13 protein-coding genes are annotated in these 15,493 nt (G+C 72.7%); 6 read left to right on the forward strand and 7 right to left on the reverse strand.

Annotated features, from left to right (window positions below; translation table 11 throughout):
• Positions 1 to 143 precede the first annotated feature (143 nt).
• The 3 genes from ACFYW5_RS20970 to ACFYW5_RS20980 are packed head-to-tail and all read right to left on the reverse strand — an operon-like array spanning position 144 to position 3,593.
• Positions 144 to 773: a TetR/AcrR family transcriptional regulator gene (locus ACFYW5_RS20970; protein WP_389418539.1), complete on the reverse strand. Its 630-nt coding sequence runs from the start codon at positions 771 to 773 to the stop codon at positions 144 to 146.
• 23 nt (positions 774 to 796) lie between these two features.
• Positions 797 to 2,881 carry a YhgE/Pip family protein gene (locus ACFYW5_RS20975; RefSeq protein ID WP_389418540.1) on the reverse strand — a complete coding sequence of 695 codons (2,085 nt, stop codon included), beginning with the start codon at positions 2,879 to 2,881 and terminating at the stop codon, positions 797 to 799.
• The gene (locus ACFYW5_RS20980; RefSeq protein ID WP_389418541.1) at positions 2,853 to 3,593 is read right to left on the reverse strand and encodes an ATP-binding cassette domain-containing protein; all 741 of its coding nucleotides are present in this window, start codon (positions 3,591 to 3,593) and stop codon (positions 2,853 to 2,855) included. Before ACFYW5_RS20980 ends, ACFYW5_RS20975 begins: the two co-directional genes overlap by 29 nt.
• A 160-nt stretch (positions 3,594 to 3,753) precedes the next feature.
• On the opposite strand from ACFYW5_RS20980, the gene ACFYW5_RS20985 reads away from it, so the two are divergent.
• The 3 genes from ACFYW5_RS20985 to ACFYW5_RS20995 all read left to right on the forward strand — a co-directional run bounded on the left by ACFYW5_RS20985 (position 3,754) and on the right by ACFYW5_RS20995 (position 5,900).
• Positions 3,754 to 4,317 (forward strand): SAV_6107 family HEPN domain-containing protein, encoded by a 564-nt coding sequence (locus ACFYW5_RS20985; protein ID WP_389418542.1) that lies wholly within the window; start codon positions 3,754 to 3,756, stop codon positions 4,315 to 4,317.
• A gap of 143 nt (positions 4,318 to 4,460) precedes the next feature.
• Positions 4,461 to 5,231: a methyltransferase gene (locus ACFYW5_RS20990; RefSeq protein ID WP_389418543.1), complete on the forward strand. Its 771-nt coding sequence runs from the start codon at positions 4,461 to 4,463 to the stop codon at positions 5,229 to 5,231.
• Positions 5,232 to 5,510: 279 nt separating this feature from the next.
• Positions 5,511 to 5,900, forward strand: a complete 390-nt coding sequence (locus ACFYW5_RS20995) for a DUF3040 domain-containing protein (protein ID WP_389418544.1) — start codon at positions 5,511 to 5,513, stop codon at positions 5,898 to 5,900.
• 80 nt (positions 5,901 to 5,980) lie between these two features.
• Here the strand turns inward: ACFYW5_RS20995 and ACFYW5_RS21000 are convergent, their stop codons facing one another.
• The 4 genes from ACFYW5_RS21000 to ACFYW5_RS21015 form a co-directional block, all read right to left on the reverse strand.
• The gene (locus ACFYW5_RS21000) at positions 5,981 to 8,362 is read right to left on the reverse strand and encodes a DUF3488 and DUF4129 domain-containing transglutaminase family protein (protein WP_389418545.1); all 2,382 of its coding nucleotides are present in this window, start codon (positions 8,360 to 8,362) and stop codon (positions 5,981 to 5,983) included.
• Entirely contained in the window at positions 8,359 to 9,723 is a 1,365-nt protein-coding gene (locus tag ACFYW5_RS21005; RefSeq protein WP_389418546.1) for a DUF58 domain-containing protein, read from the reverse strand. Before ACFYW5_RS21005 ends, ACFYW5_RS21000 begins: the two co-directional genes overlap by 4 nt.
• Positions 9,723 to 10,763, reverse strand: a complete 1,041-nt coding sequence (locus ACFYW5_RS21010; RefSeq protein WP_389418547.1) for an AAA family ATPase — start codon at positions 10,761 to 10,763, stop codon at positions 9,723 to 9,725. Before ACFYW5_RS21010 ends, ACFYW5_RS21005 begins: the two co-directional genes overlap by 1 nt.
• 235 nt (positions 10,764 to 10,998) lie before the next feature.
• A complete protein-coding gene (locus tag ACFYW5_RS21015) occupies positions 10,999 to 11,544 on the reverse strand; it encodes a beta-class carbonic anhydrase (RefSeq protein ID WP_389418548.1) in 546 nt (181 codons plus the stop codon).
• Positions 11,545 to 11,968: 424 nt separating this feature from the next.
• On the opposite strand from ACFYW5_RS21015, the gene rsmH reads away from it, so the two are divergent.
• From rsmH to ACFYW5_RS21030, 3 genes are read left to right on the forward strand one after another with little or no spacing between them, the layout of a single operon-like run.
• A complete protein-coding gene (gene rsmH, locus ACFYW5_RS21020) occupies positions 11,969 to 12,925 on the forward strand; it encodes a 16S rRNA (cytosine(1402)-N(4))-methyltransferase RsmH (protein ID WP_389418549.1) in 957 nt (318 codons plus the stop codon).
• Between the two features lie 21 nt (positions 12,926 to 12,946).
• Positions 12,947 to 13,405, forward strand: coding sequence for a hypothetical protein (locus ACFYW5_RS21025; protein ID WP_389418550.1), 459 nt, complete (start codon positions 12,947 to 12,949; stop codon positions 13,403 to 13,405).
• 7 nt (positions 13,406 to 13,412) lie between these two features.
• Positions 13,413 to 15,368, forward strand: a complete 1,956-nt coding sequence (locus tag ACFYW5_RS21030; protein WP_389418551.1) for a peptidoglycan D,D-transpeptidase FtsI family protein — start codon at positions 13,413 to 13,415, stop codon at positions 15,366 to 15,368.
• The last annotated feature ends 125 nt before the right edge of the window (positions 15,369 to 15,493 follow it).

Here is a 15,493-nt window from a genome sequence, read left to right on the forward strand (position 1 = left end):
ACCCGGGGGAACGACCGGACGGGGGCCGACGGGGGAACGGGGGAGTACGGCGGAAGCGCCGGTTCGCATGGCACGCGGGGGACGCTGCCACCGCGGACCGGCGCTTCCGTATGCCCGGTTCGGATCCCCCCGGCGTCGCGGGCCTAGCCCCGGCCGCTGACCCGGCCCTGGAGCAGCCGGGACAGGGCCGCGTGCACGTCGTCCAGGGAACGCTCCGGCTGGAAGGACTGCCAGTCCAGGGCGGCCACCAGGACCATGCCGACCAGGGCGGCCGCGGTCAGCGGGATGTCGATCTCGTCGCTGAACTCGCCGTTGGCCACCCCGTCGCGCAGCACGCCCTCCACCACGGCGACGACGTCCTGCCGGACCACCATGAGCGTGGACTGCCAGGCCCGGTTGGTGCGCCACAGCTCGGCCACGTAGAGCTGGGTGAAGGCTGGGTAGGCGGCGATGAAGCCGAGCCCCGCGCGGATCATCGCGTCCAGGGCGTCCACCTTGCTGCCGCCGTCCCGGGCCGTGCCCTCGGCCGCCTCCTTCAGGGAGGCGGCGAGCAGGCCCACACCGTGCCGCAGCAGCTCCTCGAAGAGGACGGACTTGCTCGCGAAGTTGTAGTAGACGGTGCCCTTCGCGACCCCCGCCCGCTCGGCGATCTCGTCCACGGTGGTGGCGGAGAAGCCCTGCTCGGCGATGAGCGTGACGGCGGCCTCGTAGAGCTTCTGCCGGGTGGCCTCACGGCGGGTGCTGCCGCCCGACGCGGCGCTGCTGCTTTCCATGGCCACGATTGTCCCGCGCGCGGTCACAGGGTCAGCTCCGGGTGCAGCCGGTCGAGCGTCCACACCTGGCGGCGGCGGGCCGACAGGGCGGTCAGCGCGAGGGCGCCCGCGGTGAAGGCGACGAGCACCGCGCACGCGTGCCAGACCGGTCCCAGGCCGCCGCCCGTGATGAGCCTTCTGAGGGCCTCCACGACATAGCTCATCGGCAGGAAGGGGTGCAGGGCGTTGAAGAAGCCCGGGCTGGTCTGTACGGGGTAGGTGCCGCCCGCGGACGTCAGCTGGAGCATCAGCAGGGCGAGGACGAGGATCCGGCCCGCCGCCCCGAAGCGGGCGTTCAGCCACTGCACGAGGGCCGCGAAGCACGCCGTCACCAGGAACAGGAAGCCCACCGTCCCGGCCGCCCGGGCCATCTGCAGCCCGACCGCCCAGTGCAGCACCGACATCAGGGCCACCGTCTGGGCCACCCCGATCACCACCACCGGAAGCCAGCCCGCCAGCGCGATCCGCCACGCGGAGGCGCCCGCCGCGAGCGCACGCCGGTTCATCGGCGCGATCAGCATGTACGCCACCATCGCACCCACCCACAGGGACAGCGGGATGAAGTACGGGGCGAATCCGGTGCCGTAGTTGGGCGCCTTGTGCAGGTCCTCGGAGACGAGCCGGACCGGGTCCGACATCACCTCGGTGCGCTCGTCGCGGTCCCGCTCGTCGTAGTCGGGGATCTGCCCGGCGCCGTCGTGCAGCCCGTCCGAGAGGTCCCCGGAGCCGTCGACGAGCTTGTACAGGCCCGCCTCGAGGTCCCCCGCGCCGGTCTTGAGGTCGCCGACGCCCTTGTCCAGGTCGGTGGCACCGGTGTGGGCGGTGCCGAGGCCCGTGTGGAGCTTGTCGGCACCGGCGGCGACCTTCGCGGCGCCCTCATTCAGGTCGTTGATCTTGGTGACGGTGTCGTCGAGGTCCTCGGAGAGGTGGGGCGCGCGGTCGGCGAGGGCCTGCGCCTGCTTCTCCAGGGTGGCCAGGTGCTTGTCGAGCTTGTCCAGGCTGCCGTCCTGGTCGCCGATCAGCGTGTTGACGTCGTCGGCGATGCCGGCCACGTCCGCGGCGGCGTCCCGGGCGGTCTTCAGGTCCGCGCAGGCGGTGTCGGGCAGGGCGGCGTCCTCGCAGCGCGCCTTGTGGACGCTCGCGAGGTCGTCGGCGGACGCGCGGGCCTCCTCGGCCGCCGTCGGCGCGCGCTCCACCAGGGCGTCGAGGTTGTCGCGGATCGCGCCGGAGGTGTCGGCGACCAGCTGGGCGGTGTCCCCGATGCCCTTCTCGTTGTCCTTCAGGAACGGGCCCACCTTCTCAGCGGTCGCGTTGACCTTGTCGGCGAGCGCCTGGGTGCCCTCGGCGACCTTCTTCGAGCCGTCCTCCAGATCGCCCGCGCCCTTGTCGAGCTTCTTCAGCCCCTTGGCCAGCTTGCCGCTGCCGCTCTTGGCGTCCTTCAGCCCGTCGGCGAGGTCCCGCGAGCCCTTCTCGGCCTTCCCGATGCCGGTCTCCAGCTTGTCGGCGCCCTTGGCGGCCTTCACCGTCGCGCCGTGGATGTCGGAGAAGGAGATGAAGATCCGGTCCAGGAAGGACCGCGAGGCCTTGGTCGACGCGGCGTCGCGCACCTCGCTGAAGACCGTCCGGGAGATCTGCCCGACGATGTAGTTGTTGGCGTCGTTGGTGCGCACCTGGAGGGCGCCGGTCTCCGGGGAGTCGCCCGAACTGGACGCGATCCGCCCGCTGAAGTCGGCCGGCAGGGTCAGCGACAGGTAGTACCTGCCGTCCTCCACGCCCGCGCGGGCCTCCTCGGCGCTCACCTCGTGCCAGTCGAAGACCTCGCTCTCGTGCAGGCCCCGCACGATGTCGTGGCCGGCCGTGATCTTCTTCCCGTCGGCCTTCGCGCCCTTGTCGTCGTTGACCAGAGCCACCGGGATCCGGTCCAGCCGGCCGTACGGATCCCAGAAGGACCACAGGTACAGGGCGCCGTAGAGCAGGGGCAGCACGAGCAGCGCGACCAGGGCGGCACGCGGCAGCTTGCCGCGCCCGAAGCGCCGTATCTCAAGCGCGGCCAGCTTCGGCGAGCGCATCGGCGGGCACCTCCTCCGTCTCGTTGCGGGGCGCGGTGGACACCGCGACGGCGTCCGCGGGGGCCTCGCTGCACACCGCCACCACCGTGGTCCCGGCCTGCGCGATCGACCTCAGCAGCACCCAGACCTCGGCCCGCTCGGCCGCGGAGAGCTTGAGGTCGGTGTCGTCGACGCCGAGCAGCCCCGGCTCGCCGATCAGCGCCAGCGCCACGGACAGCCGCAGCGCCTCCACCCGCTCCAGATCGCGTACGGCGGTCCTGGAGCCCTTCGGCAGGGCCTCCCGGTCGAGCCCGGCGGCGGCCAGGGCCCGCTCCATCCGCAGCCGGGTCAGCGCGGCCCGCTCCGCGCGCGGGCGCAGCAGCCCGCGCAGCGAGCCGCCGTACCGCCGCTGGAGCAGCGCCCGCTCGTGCAGATGCTCGGCGACCGTGAGGGCCGGGTCGAGATCGGTGACGCCCGGGACATGGGCGACCGCGCTGAACCGCCGTACCGCCGACAGCTGCTTCGGCAGCCCGGCCCCACCCACGGTGGCGGTGCCCTCGGTGGGCTTCATCCGTCCGGTGAGCGCGAGCAGCAGACAGGTGCGCCCGGATCCGGACGGCCCCTCCACCGCGATCAGTGAGCCCGGCTCCGCCTCGAAGGAGACCCCGCGGAACGCCCATCCGCGGGGCCCTTCGAGACCGAGGCCCCGGACCGTGACGCCGACTCCGGCCACGGTTCCCCCACCCCCCTGCTTTTGAACTGACTGGTCAGTGCAAAAGCTAGCCCGAACTGTCGATCGAGGCAAAAGTCCAGGTCAGAACGGATTGTCAGTGCCATACCTCACGATGGGCACATACGGCACCCATTGCCGTCACGACGACAGGAGGTTCGTCATGGCCAGCTACCACGCAGCCGCCGCCCGCCGGCGCCGCGCCACCGGCCCTGCCCCCTCACTGACCGGCCCGGCAAGCGATGTGCACCCCGTGCTGCGCCGGGCCACGGCCCCGCCCGCCGCCCTCGACCTGCTCGCCCAGGCCCGTGCCGGACTCGACGAGGCCGCCGTCCTGGAGACCCCCAATGAGTGCTATGCGACCGCCCACCTCGCCGCCCTGCGCACCGCCGCCGCGGTCCTCGCCGCGCGGGGACGCCCGGAGCCCACGTCCCGACGCCGGGCCCGCATCCGGAGCGCCTGGGAAGTGCTCCCCGAGATAGCGCCCGAGCTCTCCGAGTGGAGCGCGCTGTTCGCCTCGGGGGCCCGGCGCCGCGCCCGGGCCGAGGCGGGCATCCAGGGCGCGGCAAGTCGCCGGGACGCCGACGACCTGATACGCGACGTGGCGATGTTCCTGCGCCTCGTCGAGCGGATGCTGGTCCTCCAGCCGGTCCTGCCGCAGCCCCGCCAGGACACCGATCACGAGGAGGGGGAGGCCCCGGGCCACGGCTTTCCGGACGTGGGGTGACGGCACCGCGGTGACCAGGACCGGCACCGGAGGCAATAGGGTGGGACACGCCTGAAGCCGTCCCGCTCCGGTACTCCGGGCCGGTCGGCACCCCGATCGCTCCGCCGTACCAGAGGCGGTGCCGCGCCGAGGAGTCAACAGCCGTGTCGGACCCGATGCGACCCCGCGCCTCTCTCCGTACCGCCGTGGTCTGGGAGGTCCTCAAGGACGCCCTCGACCGCCAGGTCAAGGCCACGGGCCGGGAGGCGCTGGACGTCCTCGACGCCGGCGGCGGCAGCGGCAGGTTCGCCGTGCAGGTCGCCCGCCTCGGCCACCGCGTCACCGTCGTCGACCCCAGCCCCAACGCCCTGTTCGCGCTGGAGCGCCGCGCCGCCGAGGCCGGCGTCGCCGACCGGGTCCAGGGCGTCCAGGGCGACGCCCACGGCCTGCTCGACGTGGTCGAGCGCGGCAGCTACGACGCGGTGCTGTGCCACGGCGTCCTGGAGTACGTGGACGACCCGGCCGAAGGGGTGCGCAACGCCGTGGCCGCCCTGCGCCCCGAGGGCGTCCTCAGCCTGCTCGCGGCCGGGCTCGGCGGCGCCGTCCTCGCCCGCGCCCTCGCCGGTCACTTCAAGGAGGCCAAGCAGGCCCTGGAGGACCCGAACGGCCGCTGGGGCGCCGGCGATCCCATGCCGCACCGCTTCACCGTCGAACAGCTCACCGCGCTGGTCGAGGGAGCGGGCCTGCGCGTCGGCGCCGTGCACGGCGTCCGCGTCTTCGCCGACCTCGTGCCCGGCGTCCTGGTGGACACCGAGCCCGGCGCCATGGAGGCGCTGCTGAAGCTGGAGGAGGCGGCGGCCGAGCTGCCCGCGTTCCACTCCGTTGCCACCCAGCTCCATGTGCTCGGCGAGACTCGAGGGACCGTCGAGGCGTGAGCCGGCTCCTGAGGGCGCGCCGCTGATCAGGTACTTGGCTGCACATGGAGTACGCCACAGGCCCCCCGATCGGGCGCTCAGCGCCGTATGATCGAGGGAGACCGCCCGGCATGACGGGTCGGCCTCTGGGGAATGCAGACCTCAGCGGGCCGGGACGCCCATGGCGGGATCCCGGTTGGCCAATTGGCGTAGAGGGGCGGGTTTCACGGGGGCGATTCCCTGCCTATCCTTAAGGGACCCCCCGGGTCGCCCCGGCGACTGCACGATGAGGAGGACTCCGTGCCGCTCTCGGAGCACGAGCAGCGCATGCTCGAGCAGATGGAGCGAGCGCTGTACGCCGAAGATCCCAAGTTCGCGACAGCGCTTGAGGGAAGCGGGCTGCGCACGTACACCCGTCGCCGGGTGTACCAGGCGGTGGCCGGCTTCCTCGTGGGTATCGCGCTCCTCATGGCTGGAATGGTCGCCAAGCAGGTCTGGCTCAGCGTGGTGGGCTTCCTGGTCATGCTGGGCTGTGCGGTTCTCGCCGTGACCGGCTGGCGCAAGGCCCCCAAGCCGGGTGAACAGCCGGCAGGCGGTCCCCAGGCCAGCCCTCAGGGCCGGACCAAGCGCTCCATGATGGACCGTATCGAGCAGCGCTGGCAGCGGCGCCGCGACGAACAGGGCCACTAGCGCTACGACCCGCAGCTCCCGCGTGAGGGGGCGACCACCTCAGGGTGGTCGCCCCCTCACGCGCGCTCTCGCGCGGGGTCTCAGCCCCGCTGTCCCGAGGGCTTGCCCACCGGCGGCCGGGCCGCGGCGGCCCGCGTTGTGACCCCGGCCCACCATCCGGCCGCCGCCCACACCACACGCACGGTCGAACGCGGCAGGAACAATGCTCGAAGCCGGGTGCTCCGGCTCAGCGTGGTCGGCAGGGCGGCGACCACCCGGCGGACGTCCGCCGCGAGCCCCGCCACCGGAGTCGGCCGCGGCGCGTACAGCACCTGCTCCACGGCGTCGGCCACCCGGTGCACCGCGGCCGCGGCCTCCGGGTCGAGGTGTCCCAGCCGGACGATCCGCGCCGCCGCCTTGCGCGGGGTCTGCGATTCGTCCGGCGCGATCCCGTAGTCCCATGCCGTGTCGGTCAGCTCCTGCCAGACCGCCAGGACGTGCGGGGCCGTGTCCGCCTCGCCGCGGCCGTGCGCTCCGAGCCGTACCGCCCGGGTGCGCAGCCGCCACAGCAGCGGCGCGAGCGGGATCAGCAGGGCCGCGAGTCCGGCGAGGGACCAGGCCAGGGCGACGTACCACTTCGGGCCGTCGTCGTCCTTGGCCAGCGCGGCCTGCGGTGCCTCGCTCGCGCAGAGCTCGGGGTTGCCGCCCGCCGCGCAGCTCTCGCTCTCCGAGGGTGCCGCGCTGGGGGCCGAGCTCGCCGACCGGGTCGGCCGCCCCACGTCCGGCAGGGTGCTGCCGGGCGCCTCCGTCGTGGTGTACGACGGCACCGAGCCCCGGGTCGGGGTCGGCTCGAAGCGGGTCCAGCCCACGCCCTCGAAGTACAGCTCGGGCCAGGCGTGGGCGTCCTTCAGGCCCACCGACACCGTGTCGTCGCCCTGCGGGGTGCCGGGCGCGAAGCCCACCGCCACCCGGGCCGGTATCCCCAGCGAGCGGGCCATCGCCGCCATCGAGAAGGAGAAGTGGACGCAGAAGCCCTGCCTGTCCCGCAGGAACCGGACGATCGCGGAGGAGCCGCTGCCGACCTGCACCTCGGTGTCGTACTGGAAGCCGCCGGTGACGGCGAAGTACTCCTGGAGCCTGACCGCCTGCTCGTAAGGGCCGGCCGCGCCGTCGGTGACCTCGCGCGCGGTCCGGGCCACCTCCTCCGGCAGCGACGAGGGCAGCTCGGTGAACTCCCGCTTGATGGCGGCCGACGGTTCCGGCGCGTCGGCGAGCTGCTCCGCGGTCGGCTGCACGTCGAGGCTGCGCACCGTGTAGGTCAGCCCGCGGGTGTTCTGGCCGTGGTCCCCGACGAGGGTCATGCCGAGCGGTTCGTAGCGCCAGTTGCCCTCGATGTCCACGCCGCTCGGCGGGTAGGGCATCGGCAGCCAGTCCTGGGCGTACCAGTTCGCGGCCGAGATCCGGGTCTCGATCTCCGCGCGCTCGGTGTCCGGGCCGAGCCCCATGGGGGTGGGGAACTCCCGCGGCACCGAAGTGATGTTCCGCTTGGACGGCTTCCAGGTGGTGCCGTCGAAGTCGTCCAGGGAGACGATCCGCAAGTACATGTTGGACAGGTCGTCGGTGCTGGTGCGCAGGGAGAGGACCTGGCGGTCCTCGTCCACGTTCAGGCTGTCGCGCAGCGACACCAGCGGGTTCACCGCGGAGATGGTGCCGCCGCCCCCGGGCCCGGAGCCCACCCCGGTCCCGGCGCCGTCCAGCAGGCCGCCGTTCATCGCGGGCAGCCCGAGCGGCACCACCAGGGCGATGCCGAGGGCCACCACGCCGATCCGCCGCCCGGCGCGCACCGGCGCGACGGCGCCGCCCGGCTCGCCGCCCGGCGTGCGCGGGGTGCCGCCGAAGATCCGGCCCCACTGCGAGAGCCGTTCCCGGCCCTCGGCCAGCAGCAGCATCAGATAGCCGGCCGCCGCGACCAGGAACCACAGCCAGTCGGCGCCGCCGTCGGACAGGCCCGCCGCGATCGAGTACAGGGCGAGCAGCGGCAGCCCGGCCGGGGCCGCGCTGCGGAAGGTCACCGCGAGGATGTCCACCGCGAGCCCGATGACCAGCACACCGCCGACGAGCAGCAGCCGGATGCCGTCGGACAGCGGCGCCGGGATGGCGTACCGCCCGACGTCGTCCGTGCCCGTCTGGAGCAGGTCGCCGAAGTGCGCGAAAGCCTCGGGGCCCGGCACCAGCCCGAACAGGGCCTGCTCGCGGGCGAAGGCCAAGGTCAGCAGCAGCAGGGTCACCAGGGCCTGCGCGGCAACCGTCAGCGCCCGCGCCAGCGGCACCCGGCGGGCCGCCATGCCCACGCCGGTCTGCACGGCCAGCAGGAAGAGAGCCTGGAAGAGCCAGGTGGGCTCCTCGACGAGCGGCAGCAGGGCGCAGGCCGCGGCCAGTGTGGCCACGGCGGCGCACAGTGCCAGTCGTGCCCGCCCGCTCATACCGGTCCCTCCCCACCACTCGCGACGACGACGCCCGTGCGCTCACGGTCCGCCTGCCGCCACAGCTCCTCCAGGGAAGCGCCCCGCGGCACGCTCAGGGCCGTCCAGCCCGCCTCGCGCAGCATCCGCAGCCGCTCCCCGCTGTGGTCCGGCGCAGCGGCCACGTCGGCCGGTTCCCGCACCCAGGTGTCGCTGTCCAGCAGGAACGCGACCGCGCCCCCGCTGCGCCGGCGCATCCTCGCGGCCACCGCGGCCTGCTCCTCGTCGAGGTCGCCGAAGAACGCCACCAGCAGCCCCTCGTTCCCGCCGCGCAGCACGTCGTAGGCCCGGGACAGGCCGGTGCCGTCGGAGTGGTCGATCAGCGCGAGGGTGTCCATCATCAGCCCGGCCGCGTCCGCCGTCTCCTGGCTGGCACCGGCGAACCCGTCGGCGCCCTCACCGGGCACCGAGCTGCCGGTGTCCGTCAACAGCCGTACCGAGAAGCCCCGCTCCAGCATGTGTACGAGGACGGAGGCCGCGCCGGACACCGCCCACTCGAAGGCCGAGTCCGGGCCCGCGCCCTGGAAGGCCAGGTCCCGGCTGTCCAGCAGCACCGTGCAGCGGGCGCGCTGCGGCTGCTCCTCGCGGCGCACCATCAGCTCGCCGTAGCGGGCGGTGGAGCGCCAGTGCACCCGGCGCAGATCGTCGCCGTAGCGGTAACCGCGCGGGATCACGTCGTCCTCGCCGGCCAGCGCCAGTGAGCGCTGCCGTCCGTCGCCGTACCCCTTGGCCTCGCCGCTGAGCCGTACCGGGGGGAGCGGCTCCACGCGCGGGATCACCGTGAGGGTGTCGTACGTGGAGAAGGACCGGGTCAGTTCGCACATGCCGAAGGGGTCGCTCAGCCGCAGCTGGAGCGGGCCGAGCGGATAGCGGCCGCGCAGGTCGGAGCGGACGCGGTAGGACACCTCGCGGCGGCCGCCCGCCTCCACGCGGTCCAGCACGAAGCGGGGGCGCGGGCCGAGGACGTAGGGGACCCGGTCCTGGAGCATCAGCAGGCCGGTGGGCAGCCGGGAGACGTTGTCCATCCGCAGATGGACCCGGGCCTCGCTGCCGGCGGGCACGCGCGCGGGGGAGAGCCGGCGGCTGCCGGCGACCCGGTAGCGCGTGCGGTAGAGCACGGACGCGCAGACCAGCGGCAGCACCGCGAGCAGCAGCCCCACCCGCAGCAGGTCGCTCTGCCCGAGGACGTACGCGCAGATCGCGGCCGCCACCCCGGCGGCCAGGAAGGAGCGGCCGCGGGTGGTCAGACCGGACAGCGCGGTGCGCATCCCGCCCTGCTCACCCCGGTCCGCCTCCGCCGGCCCCGTCCCCCCGGTGCTCATCACAGCCTCCGCGGCGGCTGCTGGGGATACGCCGGGGCGCCGCGGCCGAGGCCGCCGAAGCCGCTCTGCTGCTGCGGAGCGGCGGGCACCGGGGTGCGTTGCAGGATTTCCTGGACGACCTGCTCCGACGTACGGCGGTTGAGCTGGGCCTGGGCGGTGGGCAGCAGCCGGTGGGCCAGCACGGCCACGGCGAGCGCCTGCACATCGTCCGGCAGGGCGTACTCCCGGCCGCTCAGCGCGGCGGACGCCTTCGCCGCGCGCAGCAGATGCAGCGTCGCGCGCGGGGAGGCGCCGAGTCTGAGGTCCGGGTGGGTACGCGTGGCGGCGACCAGGTCCACGGCGTAGCGCCGCACCGCTTCGGCGACATGGACACCGCGGACGGCGTCGATCAGCTTCACGATCTCGTGCGCGTGCGCCACCGGCTGCAGGTCGTCCAGCGGGTTCACCCCGCCGTGGATGTCGAGCATCTCCAGCTCGGCCTCCGGGCTCGGATAGCCGATGGAGACCCGGGCCATGAAGCGGTCGCGCTGGGCCTCGGGCAGTGGGTAGGTGCCCTCCATCTCGACCGGGTTCTGGGTGGCCACCACCATGAAGGGGCTGGGCAGTTCGTAGGTCTGCCCGTCGATGGTGACCTGGCGCTCCTCCATGGACTCCAGCAGCGCCGACTGGGTCTTGGGCGAGGCGCGGTTGATCTCGTCGCCGATCACGATCTGCGCGAAGATCGCGCCCGGCTTGAACTCGAAGTCCCGGCGCTGCTGGTCCCAGATGGACACACCCGTGATGTCCGAGGGCAGCAGGTCAGGGGTGAACTGGATACGCCGTACCGAACAGTCGATCGACCGTGCCAGCGCTTTGGCCAGCATTGTCTTGCCGACGCCGGGGACATCCTCGATCAGAAGATGTCCCTCGGCGAGCAGCACGGTCAGCGAAAGCCGTACGACCTCGGGCTTGCCCTCGATCACTCCCTCCACCGAACTGCGGACACGCTCGACGGTGGCGGTCAGATCAGTGAGGCTCGCTCGATCGTCATAGGTCGTCACCCGGCCCTCCTCGGCCCGTTCTGTCCGGGCCGACGCTCTGCGTGCGGACCGGCCCACCCCGAAACACGGACATCACCCGGGAAAAGTTCCGCGTGACGCCACACCCGCATTCTTGCTGCCGTTACCGTTTCGTGTCACTCGCCTGTGGACAACTGCCCGCGATATGTCGCTCTTACCGCCTTTTGGACAGCCCCAAGCCGGAAATCAACAGCGAAACGACAGCTTCAGCGGCAGGTTACGCGGGGTCGATCTCGCGCAGCAGGCCGGTTTTCACATCGAAGACGAAGCCGCGCACATCGTCGGTGTGCAGCAGGAACGGGGAGGTCCGCACGCGCCGCATGGACTGCCGTACGTCCTGGTCGACGTCCCGGAAGGACTCCACCGCCCAGACCGGGCGCTGGCCGATCTCGCGCTCCAGGTCGTGCCGGAAGTCCTCGGTCAGGGTCTCCAGACCGCAGCCGGTGTGATGGATGAGGACCACGCTGCGGGTGCCGAGGGCCCGCTGGCTGATGGTGAGCGAGCGGATCACGTCGTCCGTGATCACGCCGCCCGCGTTGCGGATGGTGTGGCAGTCGCCGACCGCCAGGCCGAGCGAGGGGAACAGGTCGATCCGGGCGTCCATGCAGGCCACCACGGCCACGTTCAGTGCCGGCCGGGCCTCCAGGCCCGGGTCGGTGAACGCGGCGGCGTACCGCTCGTTCGCCTCGACGATACGGTCCGTGACCGTGCCGCCGGCGGTGGCGCCTTGGGGACTCGCGGGAACCGATGCAGAAGTCGTCATATCCATGACGGTACTGGTCACCCCGGGGCCCGTCCCGTTGTGAGAGGGGACAAAGAACGTCAATGAGAGCTGTTGTGAGGTAACCCACAAGGGGCACGCGACCAGGCCTGTAGGAGTGAATTCCCCCCTCGTCCCGCTTCGCGCCGACCCCGGGCCGCGACGCGCAGGCCGGTTGATTGACCGCGAGACAGGGTGGACTAAAGTGACGCGAAGCGGGAGGCGAGGCCTCCCCGCTGGACCGAACTTCCCGTAGGACCCGGCGCGCCCGCCGGAGATTCTCCCCACGTGCGCGGCGCGTACGTACGGCTCGGCCTCCTCCCGCTCCCGGCGGCTGACGCTCCTGGCGCCGGCAGGCCCCCCGTCACCGGGGGAGGGCGGGGACCCCGCCCGGTGCGTACCGCCACGCCGGACCTGAGAGGGCCCCTTGAGCCAGAGTCGACATGTTCCGGTGATGCTCCAGCGGTGCCTGGACATGTTGGCCCCCGCCCTCCAGGCCCCCGGAGCCGTCGTCGTCGACTGCACCCTCGGCCTCGGCGGCCACAGCGAGGCCCTCCTCCAGCGGTTCCCCGAGGCCCGGCTCGTCGCCCTGGACCGGGACACGGAGGCGCTGCGGCTGTCCGGCGAGCGCCTCGCCCCCTTCGGCGAGCGGGCCACCCTGGTGCACGCCGTGTACGACGAACTGCCCGAGGTGCTTGAGCGGCTCGGCCTCGCGCGCGTGCAGGGCGTCCTGTTCGACCTCGGGGTCTCCTCCATGCAGCTCGACGAGGCCGACCGCGGCTTCGCCTACGCCCAGGACGCCCCCCTGGACATGCGCATGGACCAGACGACCGGCGTCAGCGCCGCCGAGGTCCTCAACACCTACCCCCCCGGAGAACTGGTCCGGATCCTGCGCGCGTACGGCGAGGAGAAGCAGGCCAAGCGGATCGTGTCCGCCATCGTGCGCGAACGCGAGAAGGAGCCCTTCTCCCGCAGCGCACGGCTCGTGGAGCTGATCCGGGACGCGCTGCCGCAGGCCGCCAAGCGCACCGGCGGCAACCCGGCCAAGCGCACCTTCCAGGCCCTGCGCATCGAGGTCAACGGCGAGCTCTCCGTGCTGGAACGGGCCGTACCGGCCGCCGTGAAGGCCCTCGACGTCGGCGGGCGGATCGCCGTGCTCTCCTACCACTCGCTGGAGGACCGGCTGGTCAAGCAGGTCTTCGCGGCCGGCGCCGCCACCACCGCACCGCCCGGTCTGCCCGTCGTCCCCGAGCAGTACCAGCCGCGGCTCAAGCTGCTCACGCGCGGTGCCGAACTTCCCACCGAGGAAGAGGTCGCCGAGAACCGCCGGGCGGCACCGGCGCGGCTGCGCGGGGCGGAGCGCATCAGAAAGGACGTCGAGTGAGCCGTACTCACGGGAGGGCGTGTGAGTAGGAAACCCGAACTGAGGGGCAGGGCCGCCCGGCTCGCGCGGCTCTTCCCGACCGGACGGGGGCAGGCCGCCCGCACCCCCTTCGTCCTCCTGGTCGTCCTGCTGCTCGGCGGCGGGCTGATCGGACTGCTGGTGCTGAACTCCGCCCTGAGCGAGGGCGCGTTCCGGCTCGCCGACCTCCAGAAGGAGACCAAGAGCCTCACCGACGAGGAACAGGCGCTCCAGCGGGACGTCGACGCCTACTCCGCTCCCGAGGCCCTCCAGCGCCGGGCCCTCGAGCTCGGCATGGTGCCGGGCGGCGACCCCGCCTTCCTCGACCCCGACGGTACGGTCCGGGGCGTCCCCGCTCCGGCCCCTGCCGACGTCCACCAGACCGCCGTACAGGATCCGCTGGTCCTGGCCCCCGAGGCGTTCGCGACCCCGCCCCCGACCCCCACGATCCCCGGCAGGTGACGGAAGAGTGGCCGACTCAGGCAAGCAACCGCCGCGCCGCCGGGTGCCCGGGCCCGCACGGCCCGGCCGCCCGGCCGGCCGACGCGTCCCGGGCCCCGGCGCCCGCCCGCGCCGCCCGGCGCCGCCCCGCCCCGCGGCCTCCCGGACGCTCCGGCTGGGCAGCCCCCGACCCCGGCTGCGCATGGTCAGCCTGGCGCTGACCCTCGTCCTGATCGCCTTCGTCGTACGCCTCCTCCAGGTCCAGGCCGTGGACGCCGGCACCTACGCCGCCAAGGCCGAGAAGAACCGGTACGTCGGCTACACGCTGGCCGCCGAGCGCGGCGGCATCACCGACCGCAACGGCGTGGCCCTCGCGGCCAGCGTGGACGCGTACGACATCACCGCCGACCCCACGCTGTTCACGCGCAAGGCGCTGAAGGTCGGTGACGGGCCCGAGCAGGCCGCCGCCCTGCTCGCCCCGATCCTCGGCCAGGACCAGGCGGCGCTGACCAAGAAGCTCAAGGCGAAGGGCCAGTACGTCCTGCTCTCCCGGCGGCAGATGCCGCAGGTCTGGCAGCAGATCAAGGACCTCAAGAGCGCGCTCGCCACCAAGGCGGAGACCGACCCCGGCACCGCCAACGTCCTCGCGGGCGTCTTCTCGGTCGCCAGCAGCAAGCGGGTGTACCCCAACGGCGAGCTCGCCGCCGGGATACTGGGCTGGGTCAACCACGACGGCAAGGGCGGCGGCGGCGTCGAGCAGCAGTTCGACAAGGAGCTGGCCGGCAAGGACGGCAAGATCCGCTACGCCCAGTCCGGCGGCCGCCAGGTCCCCACCGCCGGCGGCTCCACCGAGACGCCCGCCGTGCCCGGCAGCGATGTCGAGCTCACCATCGACCGCGACATCCAGTGGGCCGCGCAGAACGCGATCAGCGAACAGGTGGAGGAGTCCAAGGCCGACCGCGGCTATGTGATCGTCCAGGACACCAGGACCGGCGAGATCCTCGCCATGGCCAACTCACCCGGCTTCGACCCCAACGACCTTTCCCAGGCCGACGGGGCCTCCCTGCACAACTGGAGCCTGGAGGACGCCTACGAGCCCGGCTCCACGGCCAAGGTGATGTCGATGGCCGCCGTGCTGGAGGAGGGCGTCGCCACCCCGGCCACGCATGTCGTGGTGCCCAACCGGCTGCACCGCGGCGACCGGCTCTTCAAGGACGACATCGACCACGAGACCTGGTACCTCACGCTCAACGGCGTGCTCGCCAAGTCCAGCAACATCGGCACCATCCTGGCCACCGGACAGCTCGGCAAGACGCAGCCGCAGTCCAACACGGTCCTCTACTCCTACCTGCGCAAGTTCGGCCTCGGCAGCTACACCGGGCTCGGCTTCCCCGGCGAGACCAAGGGCATCCTCGCCCCGCCGGACCAGTGGTCGACCTCGCAGCAGTACACGATTCCTTTCGGCCAGGGTGTCTCCATCAACGCGATGCAGGCGGCCTCCGTCTACTCGACCATCGCCAACGGCGGCGTACGCGTCGAGCCCACCCTGGTGCGCGGCACCAAGGGGGCCGACGGTCGCTTCACTCCCGCCCAGAAGCCCGAGAAGACCCGGGTGGTCAGTGCCAGAACCGCGAAGACGCTCGCCCGGATGCTGGAGTCGGTGGTGGACGACCGGGAGGGCACGGGCACCAAGGCCCGCATCGCCGGCTACCGGGTCGCCGGCAAGACCGGTACGGCCAACCGTGTGGATCCGGCCACCGGCAAGTACCGCGGCTACACCTCGTCGTTCGCCGGATTCGCCCCCGCCGACAAGCCGCGGATCACCGTCTACTGCGCCATCCAGAACGCCACCGAGGGCAACTACTTCGGCGGCCAGATCTGCGGGCCCGTCTACAAGCAGGTCATGGAGTTCGCCCTGAAGACCCTCCAGGTCCCGCCGACCGGAGCCCCGGCCGCCAAGCTCCCGGTCACCTTCACGCCCTGATCAGCCCCGAGCAGCCAGGAACCACCTCGTGACAACGATCACCCCCGATCCCGGGAACCACGGACCCTCCGCCGCCTCGCTTCGCTCCGAGGCGGGTGGGCCCGGTACGCTCACCGCCGTGCCAC

Origin of the sequence: Streptomyces sp. NPDC002779 (assembly GCF_042888685.1) — a bacterium.
Classification (GTDB): Bacteria; Actinomycetota; Actinomycetes; order Streptomycetales; family Streptomycetaceae; genus Streptomyces.

Coding starts and splice junctions, on each gene's coding strand:
- ACFYW5_RS20985 (WP_389418542.1), top strand. CDS start 3,754: ATGGCCAGCTACCACGCAGCCGCCGCCCGCCGGCGCCGCGCCACCGGC.
- ACFYW5_RS20975 (WP_389418540.1), bottom strand. CDS start 2,881: ATGCGCTCGCCGAAGCTGGCCGCGCTTGAGATACGGCGCTTCGGGCGC.
- ACFYW5_RS21000 (WP_389418545.1), bottom strand. CDS start 8,362: ATGAGCGGGCGGGCACGACTGGCACTGTGCGCCGCCGTGGCCACACTG.
- ACFYW5_RS21005 (WP_389418546.1), bottom strand. CDS start 9,723: ATGAGCACCGGGGGGACGGGGCCGGCGGAGGCGGACCGGGGTGAGCAG.
- ACFYW5_RS21015 (WP_389418548.1), bottom strand. CDS start 11,544: ATGACGACTTCTGCATCGGTTCCCGCGAGTCCCCAAGGCGCCACCGCC.
- ACFYW5_RS20970 (WP_389418539.1), bottom strand. CDS start 773: ATGGAAAGCAGCAGCGCCGCGTCGGGCGGCAGCACCCGCCGTGAGGCC.